At 71.1% G+C, this 23,152-nt stretch carries 23 protein-coding genes, 2 tRNA genes and 1 pseudogene; 13 read left to right on the plus strand and 13 right to left on the minus strand.

Annotated features, from left to right (window positions below):
• Nucleotides 1–286: 286 nt before the first annotated feature.
• Nucleotides 287–820, minus strand: a pseudogene (locus IE251_RS11805) (SSI family serine proteinase inhibitor); the annotation flags it as partial.
• Nucleotides 821–984: 164 nt separating this feature from the next.
• On the opposite strand from IE251_RS11805, the gene IE251_RS11810 reads away from it, so the two are divergent.
• Both IE251_RS11810 and IE251_RS11815 read left to right on the plus strand, forming a co-directional pair.
• Nucleotides 985–1,075, plus strand: a tRNA-Ser gene (locus IE251_RS11810).
• Nucleotides 1,076–1,279: 204 nt separating this feature from the next.
• Nucleotides 1,280–1,352: transfer RNA gene (locus IE251_RS11815), tRNA-Arg, on the plus strand.
• A 77-nt stretch (nucleotides 1,353–1,429) separates the two neighbouring features.
• Here IE251_RS11815 and IE251_RS11820 read toward each other — a convergent pair.
• The 10 genes from IE251_RS11820 to IE251_RS11865 all read right to left on the minus strand — a co-directional run bounded on the left by IE251_RS11820 (nucleotide 1,430) and on the right by IE251_RS11865 (nucleotide 8,312).
• Nucleotides 1,430–2,656, minus strand: coding sequence for a site-specific integrase (locus IE251_RS11820; protein ID WP_234470806.1), 1,227 nt, complete (start codon nucleotides 2,654–2,656; stop codon nucleotides 1,430–1,432).
• Nucleotides 2,653–2,859, minus strand: coding sequence for a helix-turn-helix domain-containing protein (locus IE251_RS11825; RefSeq protein ID WP_189752830.1), 207 nt, complete (start codon nucleotides 2,857–2,859; stop codon nucleotides 2,653–2,655). Before IE251_RS11825 ends, IE251_RS11820 begins: the two co-directional genes overlap by 4 nt.
• A complete protein-coding gene (locus IE251_RS11830) occupies nucleotides 2,856–4,151 on the minus strand; it encodes a replication initiator (protein WP_189752954.1) in 1,296 nt (431 codons plus the stop codon). Before IE251_RS11830 ends, IE251_RS11825 begins: the two co-directional genes overlap by 4 nt.
• A 141-nt stretch (nucleotides 4,152–4,292) precedes the next feature.
• Nucleotides 4,293–4,538 carry a SpdD protein gene (locus IE251_RS11835; protein WP_189752831.1) on the minus strand — a complete coding sequence of 82 codons (246 nt, stop codon included), beginning with the start codon at nucleotides 4,536–4,538 and terminating at the stop codon, nucleotides 4,293–4,295.
• A 25-nt stretch (nucleotides 4,539–4,563) separates the two neighbouring features.
• Nucleotides 4,564–4,758 carry a hypothetical protein gene (locus IE251_RS11840; protein ID WP_167513003.1) on the minus strand — a complete coding sequence of 65 codons (195 nt, stop codon included), beginning with the start codon at nucleotides 4,756–4,758 and terminating at the stop codon, nucleotides 4,564–4,566.
• Nucleotides 4,759–4,774: 16 nt separating this feature from the next.
• Nucleotides 4,775–4,966, minus strand: a complete 192-nt coding sequence (locus tag IE251_RS11845) for a mobile element transfer protein (RefSeq protein ID WP_014673670.1) — start codon at nucleotides 4,964–4,966, stop codon at nucleotides 4,775–4,777.
• Between the two features lie 11 nt (nucleotides 4,967–4,977).
• Complete coding sequence (locus tag IE251_RS11850; protein WP_189752832.1) at nucleotides 4,978–5,589, minus strand: DUF2637 domain-containing protein; 612 nt, start codon at nucleotides 5,587–5,589, stop codon at nucleotides 4,978–4,980.
• A 34-nt stretch (nucleotides 5,590–5,623) separates the two neighbouring features.
• The gene (locus IE251_RS11855) at nucleotides 5,624–7,000 is read right to left on the minus strand and encodes an FtsK/SpoIIIE domain-containing protein (RefSeq protein WP_189752833.1); all 1,377 of its coding nucleotides are present in this window, start codon (nucleotides 6,998–7,000) and stop codon (nucleotides 5,624–5,626) included.
• On the minus strand, nucleotides 7,000–7,356 hold the full coding sequence (locus IE251_RS11860; RefSeq protein WP_030642755.1) for an SCO3933 family regulatory protein: 357 nt from the start codon (nucleotides 7,354–7,356) through the stop codon (nucleotides 7,000–7,002). The genes IE251_RS11855 and IE251_RS11860 overlap by 1 nt, the downstream gene beginning before the upstream one ends.
• A 167-nt stretch (nucleotides 7,357–7,523) precedes the next feature.
• Nucleotides 7,524–8,312: a GntR family transcriptional regulator gene (locus tag IE251_RS11865; protein ID WP_086696535.1), complete on the minus strand. Its 789-nt coding sequence runs from the start codon at nucleotides 8,310–8,312 to the stop codon at nucleotides 7,524–7,526.
• A 109-nt stretch (nucleotides 8,313–8,421) separates the two neighbouring features.
• Here IE251_RS11865 and IE251_RS11870 point away from each other — a divergent pair, with 109 nt between their 5' ends.
• From IE251_RS11870 to IE251_RS11920, 11 genes are all read left to right on the plus strand, one after another.
• A complete protein-coding gene (locus tag IE251_RS11870; protein ID WP_030642758.1) occupies nucleotides 8,422–8,829 on the plus strand; it encodes an NUDIX hydrolase in 408 nt (135 codons plus the stop codon).
• Nucleotides 8,830–8,875: 46 nt separating this feature from the next.
• Complete coding sequence (locus IE251_RS11875; protein ID WP_189752834.1) at nucleotides 8,876–9,304, plus strand: ATP-binding protein; 429 nt, start codon at nucleotides 8,876–8,878, stop codon at nucleotides 9,302–9,304.
• The gene (locus IE251_RS11880) at nucleotides 9,298–9,681 is read left to right on the plus strand and encodes a hypothetical protein (protein WP_189752835.1); all 384 of its coding nucleotides are present in this window, start codon (nucleotides 9,298–9,300) and stop codon (nucleotides 9,679–9,681) included. The genes IE251_RS11875 and IE251_RS11880 overlap by 7 nt, the downstream gene beginning before the upstream one ends.
• Nucleotides 9,682–10,264: 583 nt before the next feature.
• Complete coding sequence (locus IE251_RS11885; protein WP_189752836.1) at nucleotides 10,265–11,029, plus strand: DUF3800 domain-containing protein; 765 nt, start codon at nucleotides 10,265–10,267, stop codon at nucleotides 11,027–11,029.
• A gap of 1,319 nt (nucleotides 11,030–12,348) precedes the next feature.
• A complete protein-coding gene (locus tag IE251_RS11890; RefSeq protein ID WP_189752837.1) occupies nucleotides 12,349–13,221 on the plus strand; it encodes a DUF2797 domain-containing protein in 873 nt (290 codons plus the stop codon).
• A 127-nt stretch (nucleotides 13,222–13,348) separates the two neighbouring features.
• Nucleotides 13,349–14,089: a response regulator transcription factor gene (locus tag IE251_RS11895; RefSeq protein WP_030618481.1), complete on the plus strand. Its 741-nt coding sequence runs from the start codon at nucleotides 13,349–13,351 to the stop codon at nucleotides 14,087–14,089.
• Nucleotides 14,086–15,771 carry a sensor histidine kinase gene (locus IE251_RS11900; protein WP_189752838.1) on the plus strand — a complete coding sequence of 562 codons (1,686 nt, stop codon included), beginning with the start codon at nucleotides 14,086–14,088 and terminating at the stop codon, nucleotides 15,769–15,771. Before IE251_RS11895 ends, IE251_RS11900 begins: the two co-directional genes overlap by 4 nt.
• 14 nt (nucleotides 15,772–15,785) lie before the next feature.
• Entirely contained in the window at nucleotides 15,786–17,222 is a 1,437-nt protein-coding gene (locus IE251_RS11905) for a bifunctional glycosyltransferase family 2/GtrA family protein (protein ID WP_189752839.1), read from the plus strand.
• On the plus strand, nucleotides 17,219–19,381 hold the full coding sequence (locus IE251_RS11910) for a glycosyltransferase family 39 protein (protein WP_189752840.1): 2,163 nt from the start codon (nucleotides 17,219–17,221) through the stop codon (nucleotides 19,379–19,381). The genes IE251_RS11905 and IE251_RS11910 overlap by 4 nt, the downstream gene beginning before the upstream one ends.
• Nucleotides 19,382–19,443: 62 nt before the next feature.
• Nucleotides 19,444–20,829: an MFS transporter gene (locus IE251_RS11915; protein ID WP_229896705.1), complete on the plus strand. Its 1,386-nt coding sequence runs from the start codon at nucleotides 19,444–19,446 to the stop codon at nucleotides 20,827–20,829.
• 131 nt (nucleotides 20,830–20,960) lie between these two features.
• A complete protein-coding gene (locus tag IE251_RS11920; protein ID WP_189752842.1) occupies nucleotides 20,961–21,719 on the plus strand; it encodes a TetR/AcrR family transcriptional regulator in 759 nt (252 codons plus the stop codon).
• On the opposite strand, the gene IE251_RS11925 is transcribed toward IE251_RS11920, so the two are convergent.
• Complete coding sequence (locus tag IE251_RS11925; RefSeq protein WP_189752843.1) at nucleotides 21,720–22,190, minus strand: PPOX class F420-dependent oxidoreductase; 471 nt, start codon at nucleotides 22,188–22,190, stop codon at nucleotides 21,720–21,722.
• A gap of 49 nt (nucleotides 22,191–22,239) precedes the next feature.
• On the minus strand, nucleotides 22,240–23,061 hold the full coding sequence (locus IE251_RS11930) for a YceI family protein (protein ID WP_030786095.1): 822 nt from the start codon (nucleotides 23,059–23,061) through the stop codon (nucleotides 22,240–22,242).
• Between the last annotated feature and the right edge of the window lie 91 nt (nucleotides 23,062–23,152).

Below are 23,152 nucleotides of genomic sequence, written 5' to 3' on the forward strand. Positions count from 1 at the left end.
TCTCCGGCTCGGCCCGGAGAGGGCCGCGGGTCCCTGGCTCGGCCTGGACGAGGTCCTTGGTCGGTGGTGCGGCCTGGATGGGGTCCTTGGTCGGTGGGTCGGCGTGGGCGGGGCCGTTGTTTTGCGGCGGGGATCAGGCCGACACGCTGGTGTGCGGCTCGATCCGGACGGGGCCGCCGGCCGGTGGTTCGGCCTGGGCGGTCGTGCCGGCCGGTGGTTCGGTCTGGGCGGGGACTCCGGTCGGTGGTTCGGCCTGGGAGGACCCGCCGGTCGGCGCTTCGGTCCGGGCGGGGCCGCCGATCCGCGGCAGCAGGGGCACCATGCGGTCCCACCGCGCGATCCGGCACCCGTCCCCGCGGTCGTACGTGGCGTCGACCGGGCGTCCGGCCCAGGTGCCGGTGATCCGGGCGGTGGCCGGGCCGCCGTGGACCATGGTGCAGACGGTGCCGGGGGCGACCGGCGCGAAGGGGTCCCGCCCCCACCGCGTGTTCTCGTCGAGCACCCGGCAGGCCCCGACGGTGTCCGGGTGCCGGCCCGCCTCGGGGTGGCAGTACACGTCGTACCTCCCGTCCCGCCCGGCACCGGCGTGCCGGACCACGACGGTGAGGTGATCACCCCGGTCCTCGGGCCGGACGGGGGGCGGCATGGCGCCGGACGCGCGGTCCTCGGGCCGCACCGGCGGTGGCATGGCGCCGGCCGCGGCGGCGGGTACGGCGGCGAGGGGGAGGAGGCAGGCGGCGACGGCGAGGGACGCCAGGACGCGGTGGCGGCACCGTGCGGTGACCGACGGGGCCGGCGGGACCGGCAGAGCAGAGACCATGCCCTGTCAACGCCGGACCGGCCGGGACGTTTCGCCGCGTCGGCGGGAAGCCCTTTGCCCTGCGGCCCGCCTGCCTAGTACCGTGGGGGGCGATTGGTGACAGGGCACTCGCCTGTGTCATCATCTGCACGCACCATTCGCGCGCTCGCGTGAGCGGTTGTGCTGGAGGCGTCGCCTAGTCCGGTCTATGGCGCCGCACTGCTAATGCGGTTTGGGCCTTAAAGCCCATCGAGGGTTCAAATCCCTCCGCCTCCGCTCCCACCGAAGCCCCGGTCCCCAGGACCGGGGCTTCGTCGTTCCCCGGGTCTCCCTCGCCCCAATCCTGGTCTGCGGGCGTTTCCGCAGGTCAGAGGGGGTGTGGGGATCGGATTTCACATGACGGCGGCAGTCATGTAATGTTCTTCCTGTCGCCGCGAGCGGGCCGAAAGGACCGGGAGCGAAGGCAAAACAAAAGAACAAGCACTCGTAGCTTAACGGATAGAGCATCTGACTACGGATCAGAAGGTTGCAGGTTCGAATCCTGCCGAGTGCACACAGGTGAGAGGCCCCGGATTACTCCGGGGCCTCTTGCGTTTCAGGGGCGTACAGCAGCGAAGTACAGCAACCGCGTCAGCCGGCGCCGCCCATCGCATCGGACAGCTTGCCGAGTGCGGCCCGCACCTCTTCCTCACTGGCTTCGGCGTAGACCTCCATCGTCATGGCGATCTGGGAGTGCCGCAGGATCCGCTGGGCGACCTTCGGGTGCACCTTCAGGGCGACGAGGAGCGAGCTGCACGTGTGGCGGGTGTTCCGGAGCGGGATGACGCGGACGCCGGCGCGGCGAGCCCGCAGCGCGAACATCCGGGTGAGGTTCCCCGGCTCGATCGGCGTCCCGTACTTCGTGGTGAAGACCAGCTCGCGCGTGTCCTGCCACAGCTCACCGGCCGCCTTCCGGTCACCGCTCTGCTGAGCCCGCCGCATGCGGAGGGCCTTGAGGCACAGCGCCGGGAGGGGAAGGAAGTCGTCCGACTCCTCGGTCTTGGTTTCCCGGTGGAGGATCTGCCGCCCGGCCCGCTGGATCTGATGATCCACGTAGATCTCACCCGCGTCGAAGTCCACCGACTTCCAGGTGAGCCCCAGGACCTCGCCCCGGCGCAGGCCGAGACAGAGCACGAGCATCCAGGCCGCGAAGAGGTGATCGTCCCGCGCGGCGCAGTCGGCGAGGAACCGGCCCGCCTCGGCGACCGACCAGGGCTTGATCCGGCGGCGGCGCGGTTTGGGGACCTTCACCAGGGAGGCGACGTTCTTGCCGATCTCCTCTTCGGTGACGGCGTGGGTCAGGGCAGCACGGAGGGCGTCACGGGCGGCCTGGATGACGCGCCGGGACGGGAACGCTTCGCAGCACTCCCCGACGGCGCAACACCGCTGCCGTGCCTTGGCTCGCTTGGCATCCTTGCCCTGGGCGCAGCACTGGCAGATACCGGCCAGCTTGGTCAGCCACTCCCGGACGTCCCGGACGGTCAACTTGTCGAGCCGCTTCCCGCCCAGGTGCGGGTTGATGTAGAGCCGCACCGAGCCCTCGTAGGACACGTACGACAGCGGGGCCAGGTTGGGCTTCACGATCGACTCAAGCCAGTAGGCGAGGAACGCCTGTACCGTGCGGTGCCGGGTCAGCACAGGGCCTTTGCTGGCTTCGCTGTGGAGTTTGATCCACTTCTCGTGGGTCTCCTCGCGCGTCTTGCCGTACACGTACTTCCGCTTGCGGTCACCCTCCGGGGTCGTGACCCAGACGTAGGCCGCAAAGCCGTTCTTGTACGGGTAGATGGAGCCCTCGCCGTTCGCGCGCTTTCCGCTCATGCCGCCCACTCCTCGGCCTCGGAGGCGCAGCGGGCCACGTACTCGTCCACCCAGGCCGGGAGGATCCGGCGGTTGCGGCCGATCTTCACGGACCGGATCTCACCGCTCAGGATGAGCGCCTTGGTCTTGGAGAGACCGAAGCCGAGCATCTCGGCGACTTCGGCCGTGGTGTGCCACTTACGGGTGATGGTCACCGTGGTCATGCGGTGGGCTCTCCTTCCGTTCCGGGAGCGGGTTCGAGGGATGCGGCAAGCCAGGCTTCGGTGTCGGACAGGCCGGTGCCGGCGAAGACCCAGTGGGCGAGGACGTACGTCGTGTCGGTCGGGCGTTCGTCGGTTGCTGCTTGGGCGCGGCGCCATTCGGCGCGGGCGTCGCGGAGGGCACCGAGGGTGGTGGAGTAGCTGCGGGACTTGGTGGAGAAGTGGCCGCGGAATCCGAGCATGTGGGCCCAGGCGCGCAGGCGGAGGTGTTCCAGATCCTTGCGGGCGCCGAGGGTCCAGGCGGTGCGGATGAGGCGGCGGGCGTGGTCGCTGATGTCGAGCTGGGCGAGTTCGGCGGCGAACTTGAGCGGCCGGTCGAGGGCGCCCGTCGCGGTCTCGGCGCCCTTGGTGGCGTACTTGGCGATGTACGCGGCCACGGCACGCTCGGTCAGCTCCTGGCCGTCGTTGAAGTCGGCGGAGCGGATGGTGCGTACGTCGAGCTGGCGGCCGAAGGTGAAGGTGTGGGCGCGGCCGTCGATGACCGGGCCGTCGACGCGCGCCTTGGCGGCTGCCGCGTGGATGGCGTCGGTGAGGAGTTCGGCGGTGGCCCAGGGCGGGGGCGGGGTGTCGGCGCCGCTGGGGCCGTCGAGGCGGATGACCGCGTGGAAGTGGACGGCTCCACGCTTCTGGTACTCGGCGACCTTGGCGAAGGACACGCGGGCGTGGTCGCGGAACCGGCGCTGTGACAGGCCCGCGCGCTTGGCGACCTCCCGGCGGAGGTGGATGGAGAAGCGGCGCCAGAGCTGTCCGGCGTGGGCGTTCCAGAGCACGGCCGCCTCGTAGTCGTAGGTGTCCGGGTCGAGTGGGGTGCCGAGTGTGGTGTCGTCCTGGTTGTGGTGGGTGCCGCAGCGGCAGGGGCGGCCGTCGGTGCGGCGGTTGTGGACCGGGCCGAAGCCGGGGGCGGTGAAGGTGGCGAAGACGCGGGGGTGTGCGGCGACGTGTTCCGGGGTGCCTTTGCCGCCGCGCAGTCCGGCGGTGATCAGGTGGAAGGTGTCGCGGCGGTAGACCTCGGCGCAGGCCGGGCAGCGGGTGGTGCGGCGGTTGTTGCAGCGGACGAGGAGTTGGCCGGCCGGGAGGGTGGTCGAGTCGAGGTGCTGGAGGACGCGGCCGATCTCTCCGGTGGTGGTGTCGATGTCGTACTCGGTGCGGTGGCCGTCGAGGCGGATCGGGTGGGTACAGCCGCCGAGCCCGGAGAGCTGCCGCAGGATGCCCGGCAGGTTGCCGTTTTCGGCCAGCCTCGCGAGTTCCGGGAGCGGGGGCGGGGTGGTGCGGGTGAAGATGGCGGTCTCCTTCTGACTGGATCGGTCAGGGGTGATGGGCCCGGGGCGGCCGGATGCTTGGCCGTGTCGCGGCCGTCCCGGGTGCGGTCGGACGGGTCAGCGCCGGTGCTGCTCGCGGAGCAGGGAGCGCAGGACGACGGTGGCGACGGCCACGGAGATGGCCGTGACGGCGACGGCGGCCAGGAGCGCGGTGAGGACGACTCCGCCGACGAGCAGGGCCAGGACCGTCTTCTGATCGACGGGAAGGGACGCGAGGCCGCGTCGGGCGGGCGCCGGGTCGGCCGGCGCGTGGGTGTGGGCGGACGGCGGGGTCGGGTTCTCCGGGTACTTGGGCAGGAACACAGCTTGACCTTCCTTATCTACTCGTCTAGTCATGTGAGCCGTTTACGACGCCGACGCCGGACCGGGTGCCGGACTCGATGGCGGGGGCGAGGAAGGTGTGCGAGAGCCAGAAACCGAACAGCGCGATGAGGACGACGATCCAGGGGCGGACGCCGAGGAACTTGATCGCTCCCCAGGCGAAGAACCCGAGGATGAGGACGAGCGGCAGGCTGACGGTCACGGTGGTCCGGGTCCTTTCAGCGGACGGGGCAGCGGTGGGTGCGGGCGGCCAGTTCGGCGGCGGCGCGGCTGTCGTAGTCGGCGGAGAAGCCGCAGCGCGGGGCGGTGCAGGCGGCGGTGTGCTTCTCGCGGCCCCGGTTGTCGTAGGAGGTGCCGACCTGGACGGGGCCGATGCGGGTGACGTTGCGGAAGCTGCGGTTGGCGGACACGCGGTCTCCTCTCAGAGGTGGGCGGCGATGGCTTCGGCCATCGGTGCGGGGACGCCGAGGCGGGCGCGGAGGGTCGGGGTGTCGATGGGGGCACCGGTACGGGCGTGGTGCTCGGCGGCGACCTTGCGGGCGTGGTCGACCAGGGCGGACGGGACCGGGACGGGTGTCGGTCGCGCCGATGTCTCGGTGGAGGGTTGTTCGGGGGCGGTTTCGGGCTCGTCCACCTGGTCCTCGATGACTTCCGTCTCGGGTTCCGGCTTGGGCGCGGAGTGGGCGAGGAGGGTCCCGCCGAGGAAGGCGATGGCGGGCCAGCCCGCGACGAGGATGCGCAGCCAGGCGGGAACGTTGCCGAGGTCGAGGAGGCCGGCGGTGGCGACGTTGGCGCCGAGGGAGGCGGCGAGGGCGATGACGAACCAGCACCAGGCCGCGGCCTTGCCGTTGCCGGAGCGCAGTCGACGCCAGGCGGCCACGAGCAACAGATCGACGGAGATGGGATAGGCCCACGCTTTCCATCCGTCCTGCCCGGCCGCCACGGCGACATCGTGCAGGTGGGCGAAGGACAGCGCGGCGGCGATGAGCGCCTGGACGAGTACCGCGTCGACGCGGGCCAGGTGGGCGCGCATGATGCGGCTCCTTCCGGAGTCGGGCGGGGGTAGGTCAGTCGGTTACCGGGTGGGGCAGGACGGCCGGGGCCGCGTGCTCGACCGGACGTTCCGGCACGTCGGGGCGGAAGGGCTCCAGCGCGGGCAGGTCGGGTACCAGTCCGGCCGACGCGCGGCAGGTCTCGGCCGCGTCGGTGAGGGAGAGGTAGGGCGTGCGGATGCGGGACCAGCCGCCGGAGGTGTCGCCCGCCACGGCGAGGCCGGGCCGTTCGGGTGCGATGGAGCAGGCGGCCATGACCGCTTCGGGGGCGATGTCGCCGAGGGCCATCTTTGCGGAGGCTTCGTCGTTGACGCGGTGGCAGACGCGGCCGGTGAGCTGGGCGCGGAGCATGGTGGCGCCTTTGCCGAGTTCGGCGCCGAAGCGCTGCCCGCAGACCTCCAGGTACATGCCGGCGGCGCGGCCGAGCTGGGCGAGCCGGATGAGCTGGGTGACCATCTCGTCCCGGCGTTCCTCGTCCTTCTTCGTGGCCACGAGGAAGAGTTCGGCCACCTCGTCCACGAACAGCACGACGGGCACGGGGCGCTCGTGCTCCGGCAGGCCCCAGATGTCAGAGGTGATCTCCTCGTCCGGGGTGCCGGGGGCGATGCCCTGCCGGGCCTTGATCAGGTCGTATCGGTCCTCCATTTCCTTGACCAGCACGGGCAGCAGTTCGGCCGCCTGTTCCGGGTCGGTGGCCAGCGCGGAGAGCCGAGGTGCGAAGGGGGCCAGTTCGACGCCCCGCTTGCAGTCGATGCCGACCAGGGCGACGGGCTGAGGGGCGAGGCCGGCGATGAGGTGGCGCAGGTACATGGACTTGCCGGACAGGGTGGCGCCGAGGGTGAGCTGGTGGGGGATGGTGCGGTAGTCGCGTACGAACGGCGTGGCGTCCTCGCGCAGGGCGACCGGCACTTTGAGGAAGCCGTCCGCGATCTTGCGCGGCATGCGGACCCGCCGTAAGACGTCGTAGCCGACGAGCCGCAGCTCGATGACACCCGGCTTGACCGGGGTGACGTAGACGGCGTGGACGCCCCAGGCGTGCCGCAGCCGTTCGGCGGAGGCGGCGAAGTCGGCGGGTTCCTGGCCAGGGGCCAGGCGGAGGCGTATCCGCAGCCCGGTCGTGGTGGGTCGGAGCAGGCCCCGGCGAGGCGGTACGGGCCGCACCTCACGCCGGGTCATGGCCTTGGCCGCGAGCATCCGGAGCCGGGACGGCGCCACGGTCAGGCCGCATGCCTCCATTACCGAGCCGTACGTGCCGAGCAGCCGGACCGTGGACACCGGGAGGCCGACCGTGGACCAGTACGCCGCCGGGTGCTTGGCCCGGGCGTAGGCGGCCCCGCCGCCGAGCGCGGCGACAGGACCACCCACTTCCAGAAGCGTCGTCAGGTCGGACATCAGGCAGCGGCCCCGGTGACGGCCGGGAAGGCGGCGGGGGTGACGGCGGCGGCGCGGTAGGCGATGCCGTGGCGCTGCTGGCCGTTGAAGACGGACTCCCACGGCCGGGCGACCAGGCCCGGCAGCGAGACCGGTGCCCCCAGCGTCAGCCCCTCGGAGATGCCGCCCTCCGGGACGGTGACCTTGATGAGCGAGGACTCGCCGTCCTCGATGTAGACGACGCCGATGGTCATCAGCGCCTCACCGCTGTTGGCGTCCTTGGCGATCTCGCCGGTCTGCCGGTCGCGGACCTTCGGTTCGGGGGCCTCGGTGAGGAGGATCGTGGCGCCGGAGGTCTCCACGCGGATGGTGCGCAAGGCACACTCCTATCTACTCGTCTATACAAGATGGGTCCTGCGAACCCCTTGATCGGGATCGCGGAATCACCTTGCCATACAACTCGCCCACTCGTCTATACGAGTAAGCGTGTTGGGGTGTACGAGTTCGGGAGAACGCCCCCGCGCACCACCGCAAATCGTGACGATCAGGTCGCCGGAAGCTGGTACGAGAGGACGTAGGCGTCCGCCGCCATCACCGTGTCGCAGACCTCCACGGCCCGCCCCTCGGTGTCGAAGGCAGTCCGGATGAGATGGATGACCGGGACACCGGCGGCCAGCCGCAGCGTCTTGACCTCAGCGGGCGAGGGCATCCGGGCGCGGATCTCCTCGTCGAAGTGGTCGAGGCGGTGGCCCAGCTCTTCCAGGCGGGCGTAGATGCCGCCGGGGCCGGGGTTGGGTTCGGCGATGGGGGTTCCGCGGGCGATGTCGAGCGGGAGGTAAGAGGTGGCGAACTCGACCGGCCGCCCGTCGAGCAGGTACCGGCGCCGTCGGGCCAGCACACGGCGCACGGAGCCGAGGCGGGTGGAGATGTCCTGGCTGGCCTTCTCCTCCTTGACCTCCAGGCTGTCGACCTGGGGGTGGCCGCCGGCCGCGTCGGCCTCCACGATGAACGCGGACTTGCCTTGTTCCCGGTGACGGCGGGCGAAGCGGTCGGAGGCGAGTCGCCTGACGGGCGGTCGTGGCCGTACGAAGACTCCCCTGCCGTGCTCGGCGTGGACCAGGCCCTCGCCCTGGAGGATGGAGAAGGCGTTGCGGACTGTCATCCGGGACACCCCGAAGTGGTCCACGAGGTCGGCTTCGGAGGGCAGCTTCTCGCCTTCGCGGAATCGCCCACGGTCGATGGCCTCGCGCAGCTGGTCGGCGATCTGCCGGAAGACCGCACGATCGCTCGTGGGGTCGAGATCACCGAGGAGGCCCGAAGAAAGAGGGCTCACGTGAGTACTCCTTTAGGTATCTAGACGAGTGGGCGAGTGCTGTTGCTACGGTGGAGAGCCTAGCCAGCCGAGAGGGCCGAGGAACGTGAGCACTGAACGCCCGCACTCCGTGAGCGTCGCCGGGGTCGTCGTGGACGACCAAGGCCGGGCCCTCCTGATCCAGCGCCGCGACAACGGTCACTGGGAGCCGCCGGGCGGTGTCCTCGAACGCGAGGAGACCATCCCGGAAGCTCTCCAGCGCGAAGTCCTCGAAGAGACCGGCATCAAGATCGCCCTTCCGGCGACCCTGACCGGCGTCTACAAGAACATGAAGGGCCTGATCGTCTCGCTGGTCTTCCGCTGCGAAGCCGCCGACGGTGTGCCCACCACCGGTGACGAGACCCGCGCACTGCGCTGGGCCACCCGCGAAGAGGTCACCGAGCTTGCCGACGAGGCGTACGCGATACGTGTGCTTGACGCACTCGACGCTACGACCCCGCCGGCCGTTCGCGCCCACGACGGCGTGAAACTCGTCTAGTCCGAACCCGCTGCACATGGCGGCCTACCAGCACGAAGGAACTTGTATGCACGAGTATACGAGTACAACCCGGGTCTGGGGGCTGAGTTGCCCAGGATTCCCGGAAGAAGTGAGCCGGGCCCGCCGCTGGGCCCGCGACATCCTGCGCGACTCCCCTCTGGCCGACGACGCCGAGCTGATCGTGAGCGAGCTGAGCACCAACGCGATCCGCCACACGGCCAGCGGCTGGGAGCCCGGCAGCTTCCACCTGGCCGTCGCGGTCTCGGCCCAGGTGGTCGCGGTCTCGGTCACGGATGACGGTGGCGCGGCCACGGCCCCGAAGGTCGAGCACCAGGACCACGAGGCCGAGCGAGGCCGGGGACTGGGCATGGTCAGCCTCATCGCCCACCGGGTCGTCGTCCACGACACCGACCAGGGTCACACGGTCACCGCCGAGCTGTACGCCGACGCACGGCTGGGAGGCCGGCGATGCTGATGAAGCTGCCCCGGTGGGGTTTCTGGTGCGAGTGCTGGACGGAGAGCCTGACCGATCAGGGCCCGCCGGCACTGGTGGCATCGTTCGACGCCTACTCCGCTACACAAGCGGACCGTTGGGTAGCGGTCGCCCTCGAAACGATCTCCCCGGCACTGGACGCGGACGCCTCCAGCGCAGCGTGGGAGTGGATGTACGACGGCCGCATCGACACCCGACGAGCCCTGCTGCGGGCCGAGCCCTGCACCGTGTCCCTGACCCACGCCGGCACCCGCATCACCTGGACCATCCGGCCGGCGTTCTTCCTGCCCCTCGCGCACCGCCAGGGCACCGAACTCCCGGCATGCGCGCACGACTTCACGCCCCGCCCTGAAGAGTGAGTTACAACTTTCTCTACTGGTTCAAGGGGGCTCGCTCCGCTCACCGCGCGCGGCCCGGCCCCCGGCCGGGCCTGCGCTCCTGTCTCTGCCCCGCTCCAGCCCGGCCGGTGTCCGGGCCACGCGCATAGCAGCGAGCCGAAGGCCACGAGGTGAGTGCCACCGGTAGCGGCCACGGTCAGAACGATGCCTCCGGCGGGGGATCGGCCGGCACCGGGATGGAGGGGGCGCCGTTCCCGACTGCGGGCCCGTGGTGGTGGCGCGGGGTTGGCTCCCATCCCGTCCACCATCGACCCAGGCAGAGCCGAGCAGGCGTGGCCCATGGCGTCCAGGTCGTTCGTACAGTGGCGCGCTCCACCTGGACGCCATGAACCACGCCCGCTCCACGGTGTGTGGGTCGACGGCGGACGGGATGGGAGCTGGGTGAGGTGGTGGCTGACCGAGCGTGAGAGCACACCCCGATACCTCCAACCACTACATCTAGTGGTTGGATCAAAAAAAAGCCACCACATGTAGTGGTGGCTGGTGATGTTCGTGGTGTAGCTTGCCGTCAACGACACGTCATATTGTAGGCGGAGGGAGTGAGATGCCCATACGTCGGCTTGTTAGGGCATACGTAGATGAGACTGGCGACCGCGGAATATCTGCATCGGCATCTCCGTACTTTTCCTTCGCTGCTGTGCTCATCGCGGACGAGCAGGAAGCAGCAATGCGTGCCGCGATGTCTCAGCTCCGGCGTGATCTCAAAGTGCCCCCAGGTAAGGCTCTTCACTGGAAAGATCACGTGAAGGTATACCCCAGGCGGCAGTATGTAGCCACGACGCTCTCTCAACTGCCAGGCATCAAAATCGTATATGTGGTCGTTGAGAAGGCAGCGATACCGGCACACGCAGGGATGCGACGTGACCAGGTGATCTTTTACAACTTCGCCGCTGGCATGACCCTTGAGAGGTTGTTGCTTGCTGCTGGCGGCTGGCCAGGAGGAGCCCGCGACATCGTAGTGAAGTTCGGGCATGTGCGAGGCTTCGACCACCGAACCACCTGCGACTATTTTCGCATCAAGACGCAACAGGGGCCTGGATGGGTGCCATGGCGTCTCCTGCGAGGCCAGCCGACGTTTGAGGACCAGGCAAAATGGGACGGCCTTCAGGCCGCCGATCAATACGCTGGAATGCTCAGCGCAGCCATACGGGCCGACAGCTACGGCGGTTACGAGCCCGCTCATCTGCTCGCGATACGTCATCAGATACGCCGCAGCAGCCACGGGGTTAGCCGAAATTACGGCTTCAAGATCCTCGGTAACGAGGCTACCTTCACGTCCCTGCCTTGGTGGCCCAGAGAAGGTCTCTGACGCAGCACGAAGGGCCACCTAAGAGGTCCGGGGCGCTTCAACCGAAGATTCGGAAGGGTCTGGCAGCAGACCAAGCGTTCTCCCCGCGACCACTTAGGTGGCCCTTGCTTGCTCCCTCTACCCTAGCGGGTCCAGGTGCCAGAGAGCCACACCGCGTACGAGGTTCATTCGAAGGTGGAAGCTGATCGTGAGGGAGGCTTGTAGCAACCCTCAAGCTGATCCGGCGAGAGTGGTCGCTCGAACCCGTCCCTCGTGGATCACGGGGACGCAGACGCGAACGCGACACCGGTGCGGGTCGGTAGGAGGATGCCCGAAATGCCGAGATCGGTACGCATAGCTGTCAAGAGATCTTGGTAGGCGTCTTCAAGTCCGCGAGTGAAGCTGTTCTTGTTCTCGTCTGAGCGCGATTGCTCCGGCAGGCAGACGCTGGAGGCACCGAACCACATCCACACCGCCCTGGCGGCCACGGCTACCTCTCGTGAACCCAGTAGCTCCATCTCAGCAATCAGTCTTTCCGCATCATGGGTGAACGCTCGCGCGTCTGGCGCCGGCACGTCGGGGACGCCTGGGGAATAACGGAGGTGCCTTACGTAAGGGCGCCATGCGCTGACCAGGCCGAGGTACTCGGTGAACACCCTCTGCCTCTCACTAGCCCATCGGTGTCGATCCTCACGCTCCCAACGCTGATCTTCCCTCTGGGTCTCGCGTACCCAGCGCGTGTCCTCTCGGCGAGCAAGGACGCGTTGACCGACGACAACGCCGGTAGCTCCCAGCGCGCCGCTTGATCCGAACTGAATCAAGGCCATCCACCATGCCGTCATGTCCCGACGGTACGGTCGGCTCCTGCGACTCAATGGGTGATCTGAGGAGAATCTGAGCCCAAGCGGCGCGACCTCGCGCCGGTGGCCGGGCCGTCCGAGGGCGCTCAGTATCAGCCGGTCACCGAACCTCGGCGTACAGCAGCGCAGTACAGCAACCGCAGCGACCGTACCCGCCCGCTCATGTCCTCACAGAGCCGTAGCACAGCCGGTATGACCCTCACCGACCGATCTACATAGAGCTACGGATCAGAAGGTTGCAGGTTCGAATCCTGCCGAGTGCACAGCAGACCGGAAGCCCCGTGGAGAGATCCACGGGGCTTCTGGGTTTTGCCTTGATGGCAGTGTTCGACGGCAACCGGTTCAGAAGGGCTGCTGTCAGCTCAGGGCCGTGCCGGCCTCGTAGATCGTCGGTCTGTCTTCGGGAGCGTGGCTGAGGCGCAAATTGCCCGGCTCGCCAGGTGCCCAGGGTGTCCGACCCACCCCTTACCCTCGCCAGGGATGGCACAGGTCTGGAGATGTTCGGGGATCCGTTGGTCGGTGGACGGCCCGGAGCTGGTGTGGAGCGGTGGGCGGCGTAGTGCGCTGACGTGGGGGAAGCGGGTGGCCTTCGCCGTGCCGGAGGGGGGTGTGCGGGCGTGTGCCGGGGCGCGGGGGAACGAGTGTCCGGTGCGGGCCGTGGTGCCAGGGCGGAGTACGGGCGGCCGGTGCGAGGAGTGCGCGCGGCTGGACCGGGCCCACTCGGTCGCCGCCGACACGGTCGCGGACGACCCCCGGCCGTACCGGGTCTACCTGGCCTGGTTCGGGCCGGGCATGGTGAAGGCCGGCATCACCGCCGTGGAGCGGGGACCGGCCCGGCTGCTCGAACAGGGCGCCGTCTGTTTCAGCTGGCTCGGCACCGGTCCGCTGATGGCCGCGCGGCGTGCCGAGGAGCTGCTGCGGGCCGCGCTGCGTGTGCCGGACCGGGTTCCGTACACCGAGAAGCGGGCGGTGCGGTCGGCGCTGCCGGGCACGGAAGCGGAGCGCGCCGCCGAGGTGCGGGAGCTGCACGCGCGGGCCGTCGCGCTCGCCGGGTGGCCGGAGTCGCTGCGGCCCGAGCCCTGCCATGTCGTGGACCACACGGGGGTGTTCGGGCTCACGGCGGCCCCGGAGGCGTTCGGTGAGGTGCTGGAGCTGGTGCCGGGCGGGAGCGTGGGCGGGGAGCTGGTCGCGGCCGCCGGCCCCGATCTCCATCTGGCCGTCGGCGGGCGTGGAGCCGTCGTCCTGGACACCCGGCTGATGTCGGGGTGGGAGCTGGTGCCGGCCGGACCGGCGGTGGACGGATGCGCTTTCCCCGTCCGGGAGTTCGGCAGGGAGCCCGACGGACTGTTCTGAACGGCGGGGCGCCGCCGGTATCCGGCCCCCGGCTCCGGCCGGTTGCTGACGGTCCCTCGGGTGTTTCTCAGAGAAATCACAGACTCTGGAAAGCGTCTTCTCAGAGCGCCCCGACAGGGTGACCGGCATGACCACGACCTCGCCCCAGGGGCGCACCGAACTGCTGAGGCCGGACGGGAGCCCCGTCCGGGTGCTTGTGGTGGACGACGAGCTGTCGATCACCGAACTGCTGAGCATGGCCCTGCGCTACGAGGGCTGGCAGATCAGGAGCGCGGGCGACGGACAGGGGGCAGTCCAGGCGGCTCGCGAGTTCCGGCCCGACGCCGTCGTGCTCGACATGATGCTCCCGGACATGGACGGCCTGTCCGTGCTCGGGCGGCTGCGGCGCGAACTGCCGGACGTGCCCGTGCTGTTCCTCACCGCCAAGGACGCGGTGGAGGACCGTATCGCCGGGCTCACCGCCGGCGGCGACGACTACGTCACCAAGCCGTTCAGCCTGGAGGAGGTCGTCGCCCGGCTGCGCGGGCTGATCCGCAGGTCGGGCGCCACCGACCGGCGGTCCGACTCCGTGCTCGTCGTGGGCGACCTGACCCTGGACGAGGACAGTCACGAGGTCTTCCGGGGCGGTGAGTCCATCCACCTCACCGCCACCGAGTTCGAGCTGCTGCGCTTCCTCATGCGCAACCCCCGGCGGGTGCTCAGCAAGGCGCAGATCCTGGACCGCGTGTGGTCGTACGACTTCGGCGGCCAGGCCAATGTCGTGGAGCTGTACATCTCCTACCTGCGGCGGAAGATCGACGCCGGCCGCGAGCCGATGATCCACACCCGGCGGGGAGCCGGTTATCTGATCAAGCCCGCCGCGTCGTGAGCGGGCGGCGGCGGCCCGGTCCCCGGCGGCGCCGGGCGGGTCAGCCGCGCACCCTGCGGACACGGCTCGTCGTCGCGTCCGTGACGCTGATCGCGGTGGTGTGCGCGGTGATCGGCACGGTGACCACGTTGGCGCTGCGCTCGCATCTGTACGGCCAGCTGGACGAGCAGCTGCGGGAGGCCACGGCACGGGCGTCGGGCGCCTTCGCGCCGCCGGGCCCGGACACGGGCCTCGGCCTGCCCGGCCAGGGAGGCCGGCAGCCGCGCCGCACGCCGGCCGATCTCGGCGAGTTCGTCAGGCACGGTCCGCAGCCCAGTGGCACGTTCGCGGCCGTGGTCGCCGGCGGTGCCGTCGCCTACGGCAAGGTCGGCGAGAAGTCCGCGTCCACGTTCGACATGACCGCCAAGGACCTCACCGACGCCCAGAAGAGCGCACTCGGCGAGGTCGCCCGTGACGACAGGACGCACACCGCGCGGCTGCCGGGGCTCGGCACCTACCGGGTCCAGTACCGGAGCGGCTACTACGTCGGCATCCCCACCAGGGAGACCGACAGCAACATCAACACCCTGATCCTGGTCGAAGTCTGCGTCACCGCCGCCGGACTCGTCGCCGCCGCCATCGCCGGCTACGTGCTCGTCGGCCTCGCCACCCGCCCCCTGCGCAGGGTCGCCGCCACCGCCACCCGGGTCTCCGAACTGCCCTTGCACACCGGCGAGGTGAACCTGAGCGAACGGGTCCCGGAGGCGGAGTGCGACCCGCACACGGAGGTCGGCCGGGTCGGCGCCGCGCTCAACCGGATGCTCGACCACGTCCACGGCGCCCTGCACGCCCGGCAGCGGAGCGAGACACGGGTACGCCAGTTCGTGGCGGACGCCAGCCATGAACTGCGCACCCCGCTCGCCTCCATCCGCGGATACGCCGAACTCACCCGGCGCGGGCACGAGGAGATCGGGCCCGACACCCGGCACGCCCTCGGGCGGATCGAGTCCGAGGCCGGGCGGATGACCCTGCTCGTGGAGGACCTGCTGCTGCTCGCCCGGCTCGACGCCGGCCGTCCGCTCCAGTGGGAGCACACCGATCTGGTCCCGCTGGTCGTCGACACCGTCAGCGACTCCCGCGCGGCGGGCCCGGACCACACCTGGCGGCTCGACCTGCCCGACGCCCCGGCGCCGGTCTCGGCGGACCCGGCCCGGATCCAGCAGGTGCTGGTCAACCTGCTGGGCAACGCCCGCAAGCACACCCCGCCCGGTACGACCGTCACCGCGCGGGTGCGCCGGCACGGGCCGTGGACGTGCATGGACGTGGAGGACGACGGTCCGGGCATCCCGGCCGGGCTGCTGCCGCACGTCTTCGAGCGGTTCGCCCGGGGCGACTCCGCGCGAACCCGCGCCACCGGGTCCACGGGCCTCGGGCTCGCCATCGTGCAGGCCGTGGCCGCCGCGCACGGGGGCACCGTGACCGTGGACAGCGGGCCCGGCCGCACGGTGTTCACCCTGTACCTGCCCGCCCTGACCACCCCGGCCGCCGCAGGCCCTGTGCCGGAAGCGCTCCCGTTTCCGACCGCCCCGGTGCCGGAAGCGCGCCGGCCCCGCATCGCCCCGGGAGCACCCGCGGCAACACCCCCGTCACCGCACTCACAGCCGCAGCACAGCGCCGGCACATCGGCGCGACAGGGGGCCTGAGGAGAGTCGGTGCCATGCGAACCGACTCTTCTCCCGGCACCCTGCCGGCGCGGGAGCACCTCCCGGCCGGAGACGCCGGTACGCCTGTCCTGGACGTAGTGATCCCCGTCTACAACGAGGAGAAGGACCTCCCGCCCTGTGTGCGCCGGCTGCACGAGCACCTCGCGCGCACCTTCCCGTACGCGTTCCGCATCACGATCGCGGACAACGCCTCCACGGACACCACCCCCCTGGTGGCGGCGCGGCTGGCGGCCGAGATTCCCGAGGTGGGCACCGTACGGCTGGAGCTGAAGGGCCGGGGACGGGCGCTGCGGACCGTGTGGTCGGCCTCCGACGCGCCGGTCCTCGCGTACATGGACGTCGACCTTTCCACCGACCTCAACGCCCTGCTGCCGCTGGTGGCGCCGCTCATCTCCGGCCACTCGGACCTGGCGATCGGCTCCCGGCTGGCCCGCGCCTCCCGGGTCGTACGCGGCCCCAAGCGGGAGTTCGTCAGCCGGGCCTACAACCTGATCCTGCGCGGTTCGCTCCAGGCCCGCTTCTCGGACGCGCAGTGCGGCTTCAAGGCGATCCGCCGGGACGTGGCCCAGGTGCTGCTGCCGCTGGTGGAGGACACCGGCTGGTTCTTCGACACCGAGCTGCTGGTGCTGGCCGAGCGGGCGGGCCTGAGGATCCACGAGGTGCCGGTCGACTGGGTCGACGACCCCGACTCCACCGTGCACATCGTCAGGACGGCCGCCGAGGACCTCAAGGGCGTGTGGCGGGTCGGCAAGGCCCTGGCCACCGGTTCGCTGCCGCTGGACCGGCTGGTCCGGCCCTTCGGCGACGATCCGCGCGACCGCGAGCTGACCGGCGTGCCGCACGGCCTGGCCCGCCAGCTCGTCGGCTTCTGCGTGGTCGGCGGTCTGTCCACGCTCTTCTACCTGGTGCTGTACAGCGCCTTCCGGCAGGCCGTCGGCCCGCAGACCGCCAACGCGCTCGCGCTGCTGGTCTCCGCCGTCGCCAACACGGCCGCCAACCGCCGGCTCACCTTCGGGGTGCGCGGCCGGGGCGGCGCGGTCCGGCACCAGGCGCAGGGGCTGGTCGTCTTCGGTATCGGCCTCGTCCTGACCAGCGGCTCGCTCGCCGCCCTGAACGCGGCCGGCGACAGCCCGGCGCACTCCACCGAACTGGCGGTGCTCATCGCCGCCAACCTCGCGGCGACCGTGCTGCGGTTCCTGCTCTTCCGCGCCTGGGTCTTCCCGGACCGGACGGAGCCCGCCCCGCCCCCGACGGCCACCGCGCCGTCCCCGTCTCCGTACGCGTGGCCGCACCAGGCCACCACCCGCCTCCACGCCGCCGAGGCCATCACCGAGGCCACCGCCCACCCGCACGCCGCCGAGGCCACGGACGCCACCGCGCGGCCGCGGCCGGCGCGCCCGTGCTCCACCGACCCGGGGGACACCCGATGACCACCCATGACGCCCCGCCGACGACCGCGCCCGGCGCCACGACCGCGGGGGAGCCGGCCGCCGGGCCGGGGCAGCCGTTCGTACGGCGGCTGTGGCGCGGCCGGCCCGAGGACCCCCGCTGGGCGCGCCCGGCCCTGCTGGTCCTGCTGGCCGCCACCCTCCTGCTCTACCTGTACGGCCTCGGCGCCTCCGGCTACGCCAACTCCTTCTACTCGGCGGCCGTCCAGGCGGGCAGCACGTCCTGGAAGGCGTTCTTCTTCGGCTCGCTGGACGCGGGCAACGCCATCACCGTCGACAAGCCGCCGGCCGCGCTGTGGCCGATGGCGCTGTCGGTGCGCGTCTTCGGCCTGAACTCCTGGGCGATCCTGGCGCCCGAGGTGCTGATGGGCGTGGCGACCGTCGCCGTCGTGTACGCGGCCGTGCGCCGCCGGTTCAGCCCGGTGGCCGGCCTGGTCGCGGGTACGGTGCTGGCGCTCACCCCGGTCGCCGCGCTGATGTTCCGCTTCAACAACCCGGACGCGCTGCTGGCCCTGCTGATGTCGGTGGCCTGCTACCTCGTCGTACGCGCCCTGGAGGACGGCCGGACCAAGTGGCTGGTGTGGGCCGGGGCCGCGGTCGGTCTCGCGTTCCTCGCCAAGACGCTCCAGGCGTTCCTGATCCTGCCGGCGCTGGCGGTCGTCTACGCGGTGTGCGCCCCGGTGCCGCTGAGGAAGCGCTTCGCCCAGCTGGCCGCGGCGACGCTGGCGCTGGTCGTCTCGGGCGGCTGGTGGGTCGCGGTCGTCGAGCTGTGGCCGGCGTCCTCCCGCCCGTACATCGGCGGCTCGCAGCACAACAGCTTCCTGGAGCTGACCTTCGGCTACAACGGCCTCGGCCGGCTGAACGGCGAGGAGACCGGCAGCGTCGGCGGCGGTGGCGGCCCGCGCGGCGGCGGAATGTGGGGCGAGACCGGCTGGGACCGGATGTTCGACTCCGAGACCGGCGGCCAGATCTCCTGGCTGCTGCCCACCGCGCTGATCCTGCTCGCCGCCGGCCTGGTGGCCACGCGCCGGGCCCGCCGGACCTCGGTCACCCGTGCCTCGTTCCTGGTCTGGGGCGGCTCGCTGCTGACGACCATGGTGGTGTTCAGCTACATGGCGGGCATCTTCCACCAGTACTACACGGTGGCCCTCGCCCCCTACCTCGCGGCCGTGACCGGCATGGGCGCCGGGCTGCTGTGGGAGCGGCGGCGCGAGGGGTGGGCGGCCGTCACGCTCGCCGCGTCCCTCGTCGCGGCGGCGGCCTGGGGCTACGTCCTGCTCCACCGCACCCCCGACTACCTGCCCTGGCTGCGGTGGCTGGTCCTGGTCGGCGGGCTGACCGCGGCGCTCGGCCTGGTCTTCGCCGGCCGGCTGACCCGGCGGCTCGCCCTCGCGACGGCGGCCGTGGGCCTCGTCACCGCGCTGGCCGGACCGGCCGCGTACACCCTCAGCACCGTCCGGCAGGGCCACACCGGTTCGATCGTCACGGCCGGTCCGGCGGGCGCGAGCATGATGGGCGGGCGGGGCGGCGGCCCCGGAGGCCCCGGCGGTCGCCGCACCTGGGAGGGCATGCCCGGCCAGGGCCGGCAGGGCCAGCCGAACGGCAATGGCTTCCCGGGCGGCGGCTTCCCCGGCGGCACACCGGGCCAGAACCAGCCGAACGGCAACGCTCAGAACCAGCCGAACAGCAACCAACCGACTGGAAACCAGCCGAACGGCAACGGCTTCCCCGGCGGCGGCCGGACCCGCGAGGGCGGCATGGGCGGCATGGGCGGCGCCGGCGGCCTGCTGAACGGCGCGAGCGTGCCGGCCGAGGCCAGGAGGCTGCTGGAGAAGGACGCCGGTGACTACACCTGGGTGGCCGCCTCCATCGGTTCGCAGAACGCGGCGAGCTACCAGCTGGCCACGGGCGAGGCGGTCATGGCGATCGGCGGCTTCAACGGCACCGACCCGTCCCCGACGCTCGCCCGGTTCAAGAAGTACGTCGAGGACGGCAGGATCCACTACTTCATCGCGGGCGGCGGCATGGGCGGTGGCGACAGCACCGCCTCCGAGATCAGCTCCTGGGTGCAGAGCACGTTCACGAAGGTGACGGTGGGCTCGGCGACGTTCTACGACCTGACGCGGAAGGCGGGCGACTGAGTCCGGAGGCCGACCGGAAATTGTGTTGTACACCGTATAGGCGTGGCTATACGGTGTACGGCATGTCCACCTCGCAAGGCCATCCCCAGCGCTGGCTGATTCTCGGCGTCATCTGTCTCGCGCAGCTCACCGTGCTGCTCGACAACACCGTCCTGAACGTGGCCATCCCCTCGCTCACCCGCGAGCTGCACGCGACGACCTCCGACATCCAGTGGATGATCAACGCGTACTCCCTGGTCCAGTCCGGCCTGCTGCTCACCGCGGGCAGCGCCGCCGACCGCTACGGCCGCAAGAAGATGCTGATCACCGGGCTCGTCCTGTTCGGCGCCGGTTCGCTGGTGGCCGGACTGGCCGGCAGCACCGGCCAGCTGATCGCCGCGCGGGCCGGCATGGGCATCGGCGGCGCGCTGCTGATGACCACCACGCTGGCCGTGGCGATGCAGATCTTCGCGCCCGAGGAGCAGCCGAAGGCGATCGGCATCTGGAGCGCGGTCAACGCGCTCGGGTTCGCCGGCGGCCCGCTGATCGGCGGCTTCGTGCTCGACCACTTCTGGTGGGGCGCCATCTTCCTGATCAACCTGCCGGTCGCGGCGCTGGCCGTGGTCGCGGTGGTCGTCCTCGTGCCCGAGTCCAAGAACCCGCGCGGCGACCGCCCGGACCTGATCGGCGCGGTGCTGTCCACCATCGGCATGGCCTCGCTCGTCTACGCGATCATCTCCGGGCCCGGCCACGGCTGGACGTCGGCGCGGGTGCTGGTCACGGCGGCCGTCGCGGTGCTGGTGCTGGGCGCCTTCGCCTGGTGGGAGAACCGGACCGAGGATCCGATGCTCGACATCCACTTCTTCCGGGACCGGCGGTTCACCGGCGCGGTCGCCGGGGCCGTGCTCATCGTGTTCGGCATGGGCGGCGCGCTGTTCCTGCTGACCCAGCACCTCCAGTTCGTCCTCGGCTACGAGCCGCTGGAGGCCGGTCTGCGGACCGCTCCGCTGGCGCTGACGGTCGTGGTGCTCAACTTCAGCGGGCTGTCCGCGAAGTGGTCGGCGCGGCTGGGCACGCCGGCGTCGATCGCGCTGGGGATGGTGTGCATGTCCGCGGGCCTGGTGTCCATAGCGGAGGTGGACTCCGGCGGCTACGCGGGGACGCTGCTCGGGCTGCTGCTGATCGGCGCGGGGTGCGCGGTGGCGAACCCGGCGATGGCGCACGCCATCATGAGCGCCATCCCGCCGGAGAAGGCGGGGGTGGGCGCCGGCATCAACGGCACGCTGGCCGAGTTCGGCAACGGTCTCGGTGTCGCCGTCCTCGGTGCCGTGCTCAGCTCCTCCGTGGCGTCGGGCGAGTCGCTGTCCGCCGGGCTGGGCACGGGGCAGCTGGTGGGAGCCGTCGCCGTGCTGGTCGGCGGGTTCGTGGCGGCGGGCCTGCTGCGGCGGGCGGAGCGGGTGTCCGCCTGACGGCCCGGGGGAGGCTCCGGGCGTGCGGCCGCGGGTGCGTCGGGGCTGATCGCGGGGTTCCCCGCGTCCCTTCGGGGCGGCCGCGGTCCTAGCATCTTGGCAAGCGATCCGAGTTCGAGGAAGGTGCGCCGGTGGCGAAGGCGGCAGGGCGGTCGGCGCGGGACAGCGTCTGGCGGGAGCGCGAGGTCCGGCGCGGGGGACGCGGTGGGCAGCCGTCCGGGCTCGACCGGGAGCGGATCACCGAGACGTCGGTGCGGCTGCTGGACGCCGAGGGGCTCGCCAAGTTCTCCATGCGCCGGCTGGCCGCCGAGCTGAACGTCACCGCGATGTCCCTGTACTGGTACGTCGACACCAAGGACGACCTGCTCGAACTCGCCTTGGACGCGGTCTACGCCGAGCTGAGGCTGCCCGACCCGGACGACACCGGCGAGGACTGGCGCGAGCAGCTGCGGGGGATGGCCACCGCCTACCGGCAGCTGCTGGTGCGCCACCCCTGGCTGTCGCCGCTGGCCGGGCGCTACCTCAACATCGGCCCGAAGTCGCTCGCGTTCTCCCGCGCGGTGCAGCGGGTCGTCCGCCGGGCGGGGCTGCCCGCGCACGGGGTGACCGGGGCGATCTCGGCCGTCTTCCAGTTCGTGTACGGCTACGGCACGATCGAGAGCCACTTCATGACCCGGGTCGCGGACACCGGGCTGTCCCCGGAGGAGTACTTCGAGCAGGCCATGGCCCTGGTGGACGAGGTCCCCGGGACCGCCGAGATCATCGGGGAGTCCAAGGACATCATGGCGGCGCGCGGCGGCGACACGGTGGCGGAGATGCTGGACCGCGACTTCACCTTCGCGCTGGACCTGCTGATCGCGGGCATCGAGGCGATGGTCGCCCGGGGCTGACTAGTCCTCTTGGACCAGCCGCGCCGGGAACCCGCCGGTCGCCACCGGACCCCATCGCTCCGGGGTCACCCGGATGATGGATTTTCCCTGCTTGATCATGGCCTGCCGGTACTCGTCCCAGTCGGGGTGCTCGCCGGCGATGTTGCGGTAGTACTCGACCAGGGGCTCGACGGAGTCCGGCGCGTCGACGACCTCGGCCGTGCCGTCGATCTGCACCCAGGGACCGTTCCAGTCGTCGCTGAGGACGACGAGGCTGACCCGCTCGTCCCGCTTGGCGTTGCGCGTCTTGGCCCGCTCCGGGTAGGTGGAGACCACGATCCGCCCGGAGTCGTCCACCCCGCAGGTCAGCGGGGACGCCTGCGGGGAGCCGTCGGACCGGCGGGTGATCAGCAGGGCCCGGTGCCGGGGCCGTACGAAGTCCAGCAGCTCGTCCAGCGGTACGCGGGTGTTGGTAGCGATGTTCGGTGCCATGGGGGCAGCCTAGGGGCAGCGGGTGCCCCCGTGGCTGACCCTGCTGTGCCTAGGCCTGGGGGAGCGAGTCGCCCTGCACGGCCTGGATGTCCAGCTCCACCTTCAGGGTGGTGCCGATGGCGGCGATGCCCGCCTGGAGGACCTGGTTGTAGTTCATCGCGAAGTCCTCGCGGCGCAGTTCCGCGGTGGCCCGGAACGCGGCGCGGGTGCCGCCCCAGGGGTCGGCGCCGGTGCCCAGGTAGGCGAGGTCCAGGTCCACCGGTCGTACGACGCCGTGCAGGGACAGTTCGCCGTGCACGGTCCAGCGGTCGGAGCCGGCCTGGGTCAGGCCCGTCGAACGGTAGGTGATCTCCGGGTGCCGTTCGACGTCCAGGAAGTCCGCGGAGCGCAGGTGGGTGTCGCGCATGCCGTTGCCGGTGTCGACGGAGGCCGCCCGGATCACCGCCTCCACCCGGGACTTGGCGATGTCGTCCGGGGCGATCTCGATGGTGCCGCCGAACTCCGTGAACCGGCCGTGCACGCTGGAGATGCCCAGGTGCTGGGCGACCGCGGCGACGGAGGAGTGCGCCGGGTCGATGGTCCAGGGGCCGGGCGGCGGCAGCTCGGTGCCGCCCTGCCGGGCCAGCGTGACCGTGCCGACCTCGGCCCGGCCGCTCGCGGTGACGATCGCGGAGGAGGCCGCGGGCGCGTAGCCGACGGCCGTCACGATCACGGTGTACGCCCCCGGGGCCAGCTCGGTGGTGTCCCGTACGGCTCCCTCGTGATCCGCCTCGGCGCGCAGCACCTGCGTACCGGTCATGTCGGTCACCGTGACGACCGCGTGCGACACGGCCCACCCGTCCCGCGTACGGATCTTCGCGGTCAGTCCCATCCCGTTTCTCCCTGAAAAAGGCTCAAAAATTGCTCGTACGAGACCGGCCCGCGGCGGGCGCGCCCTCCGCTCAGGGCGCGCGCCGCCACGG

Origin of the sequence: Streptomyces eurythermus (assembly GCF_014649115.1) — a bacterium.
GTDB lineage: Bacteria > Actinomycetota > Actinomycetes > Streptomycetales > Streptomycetaceae > Streptomyces > Streptomyces eurythermus.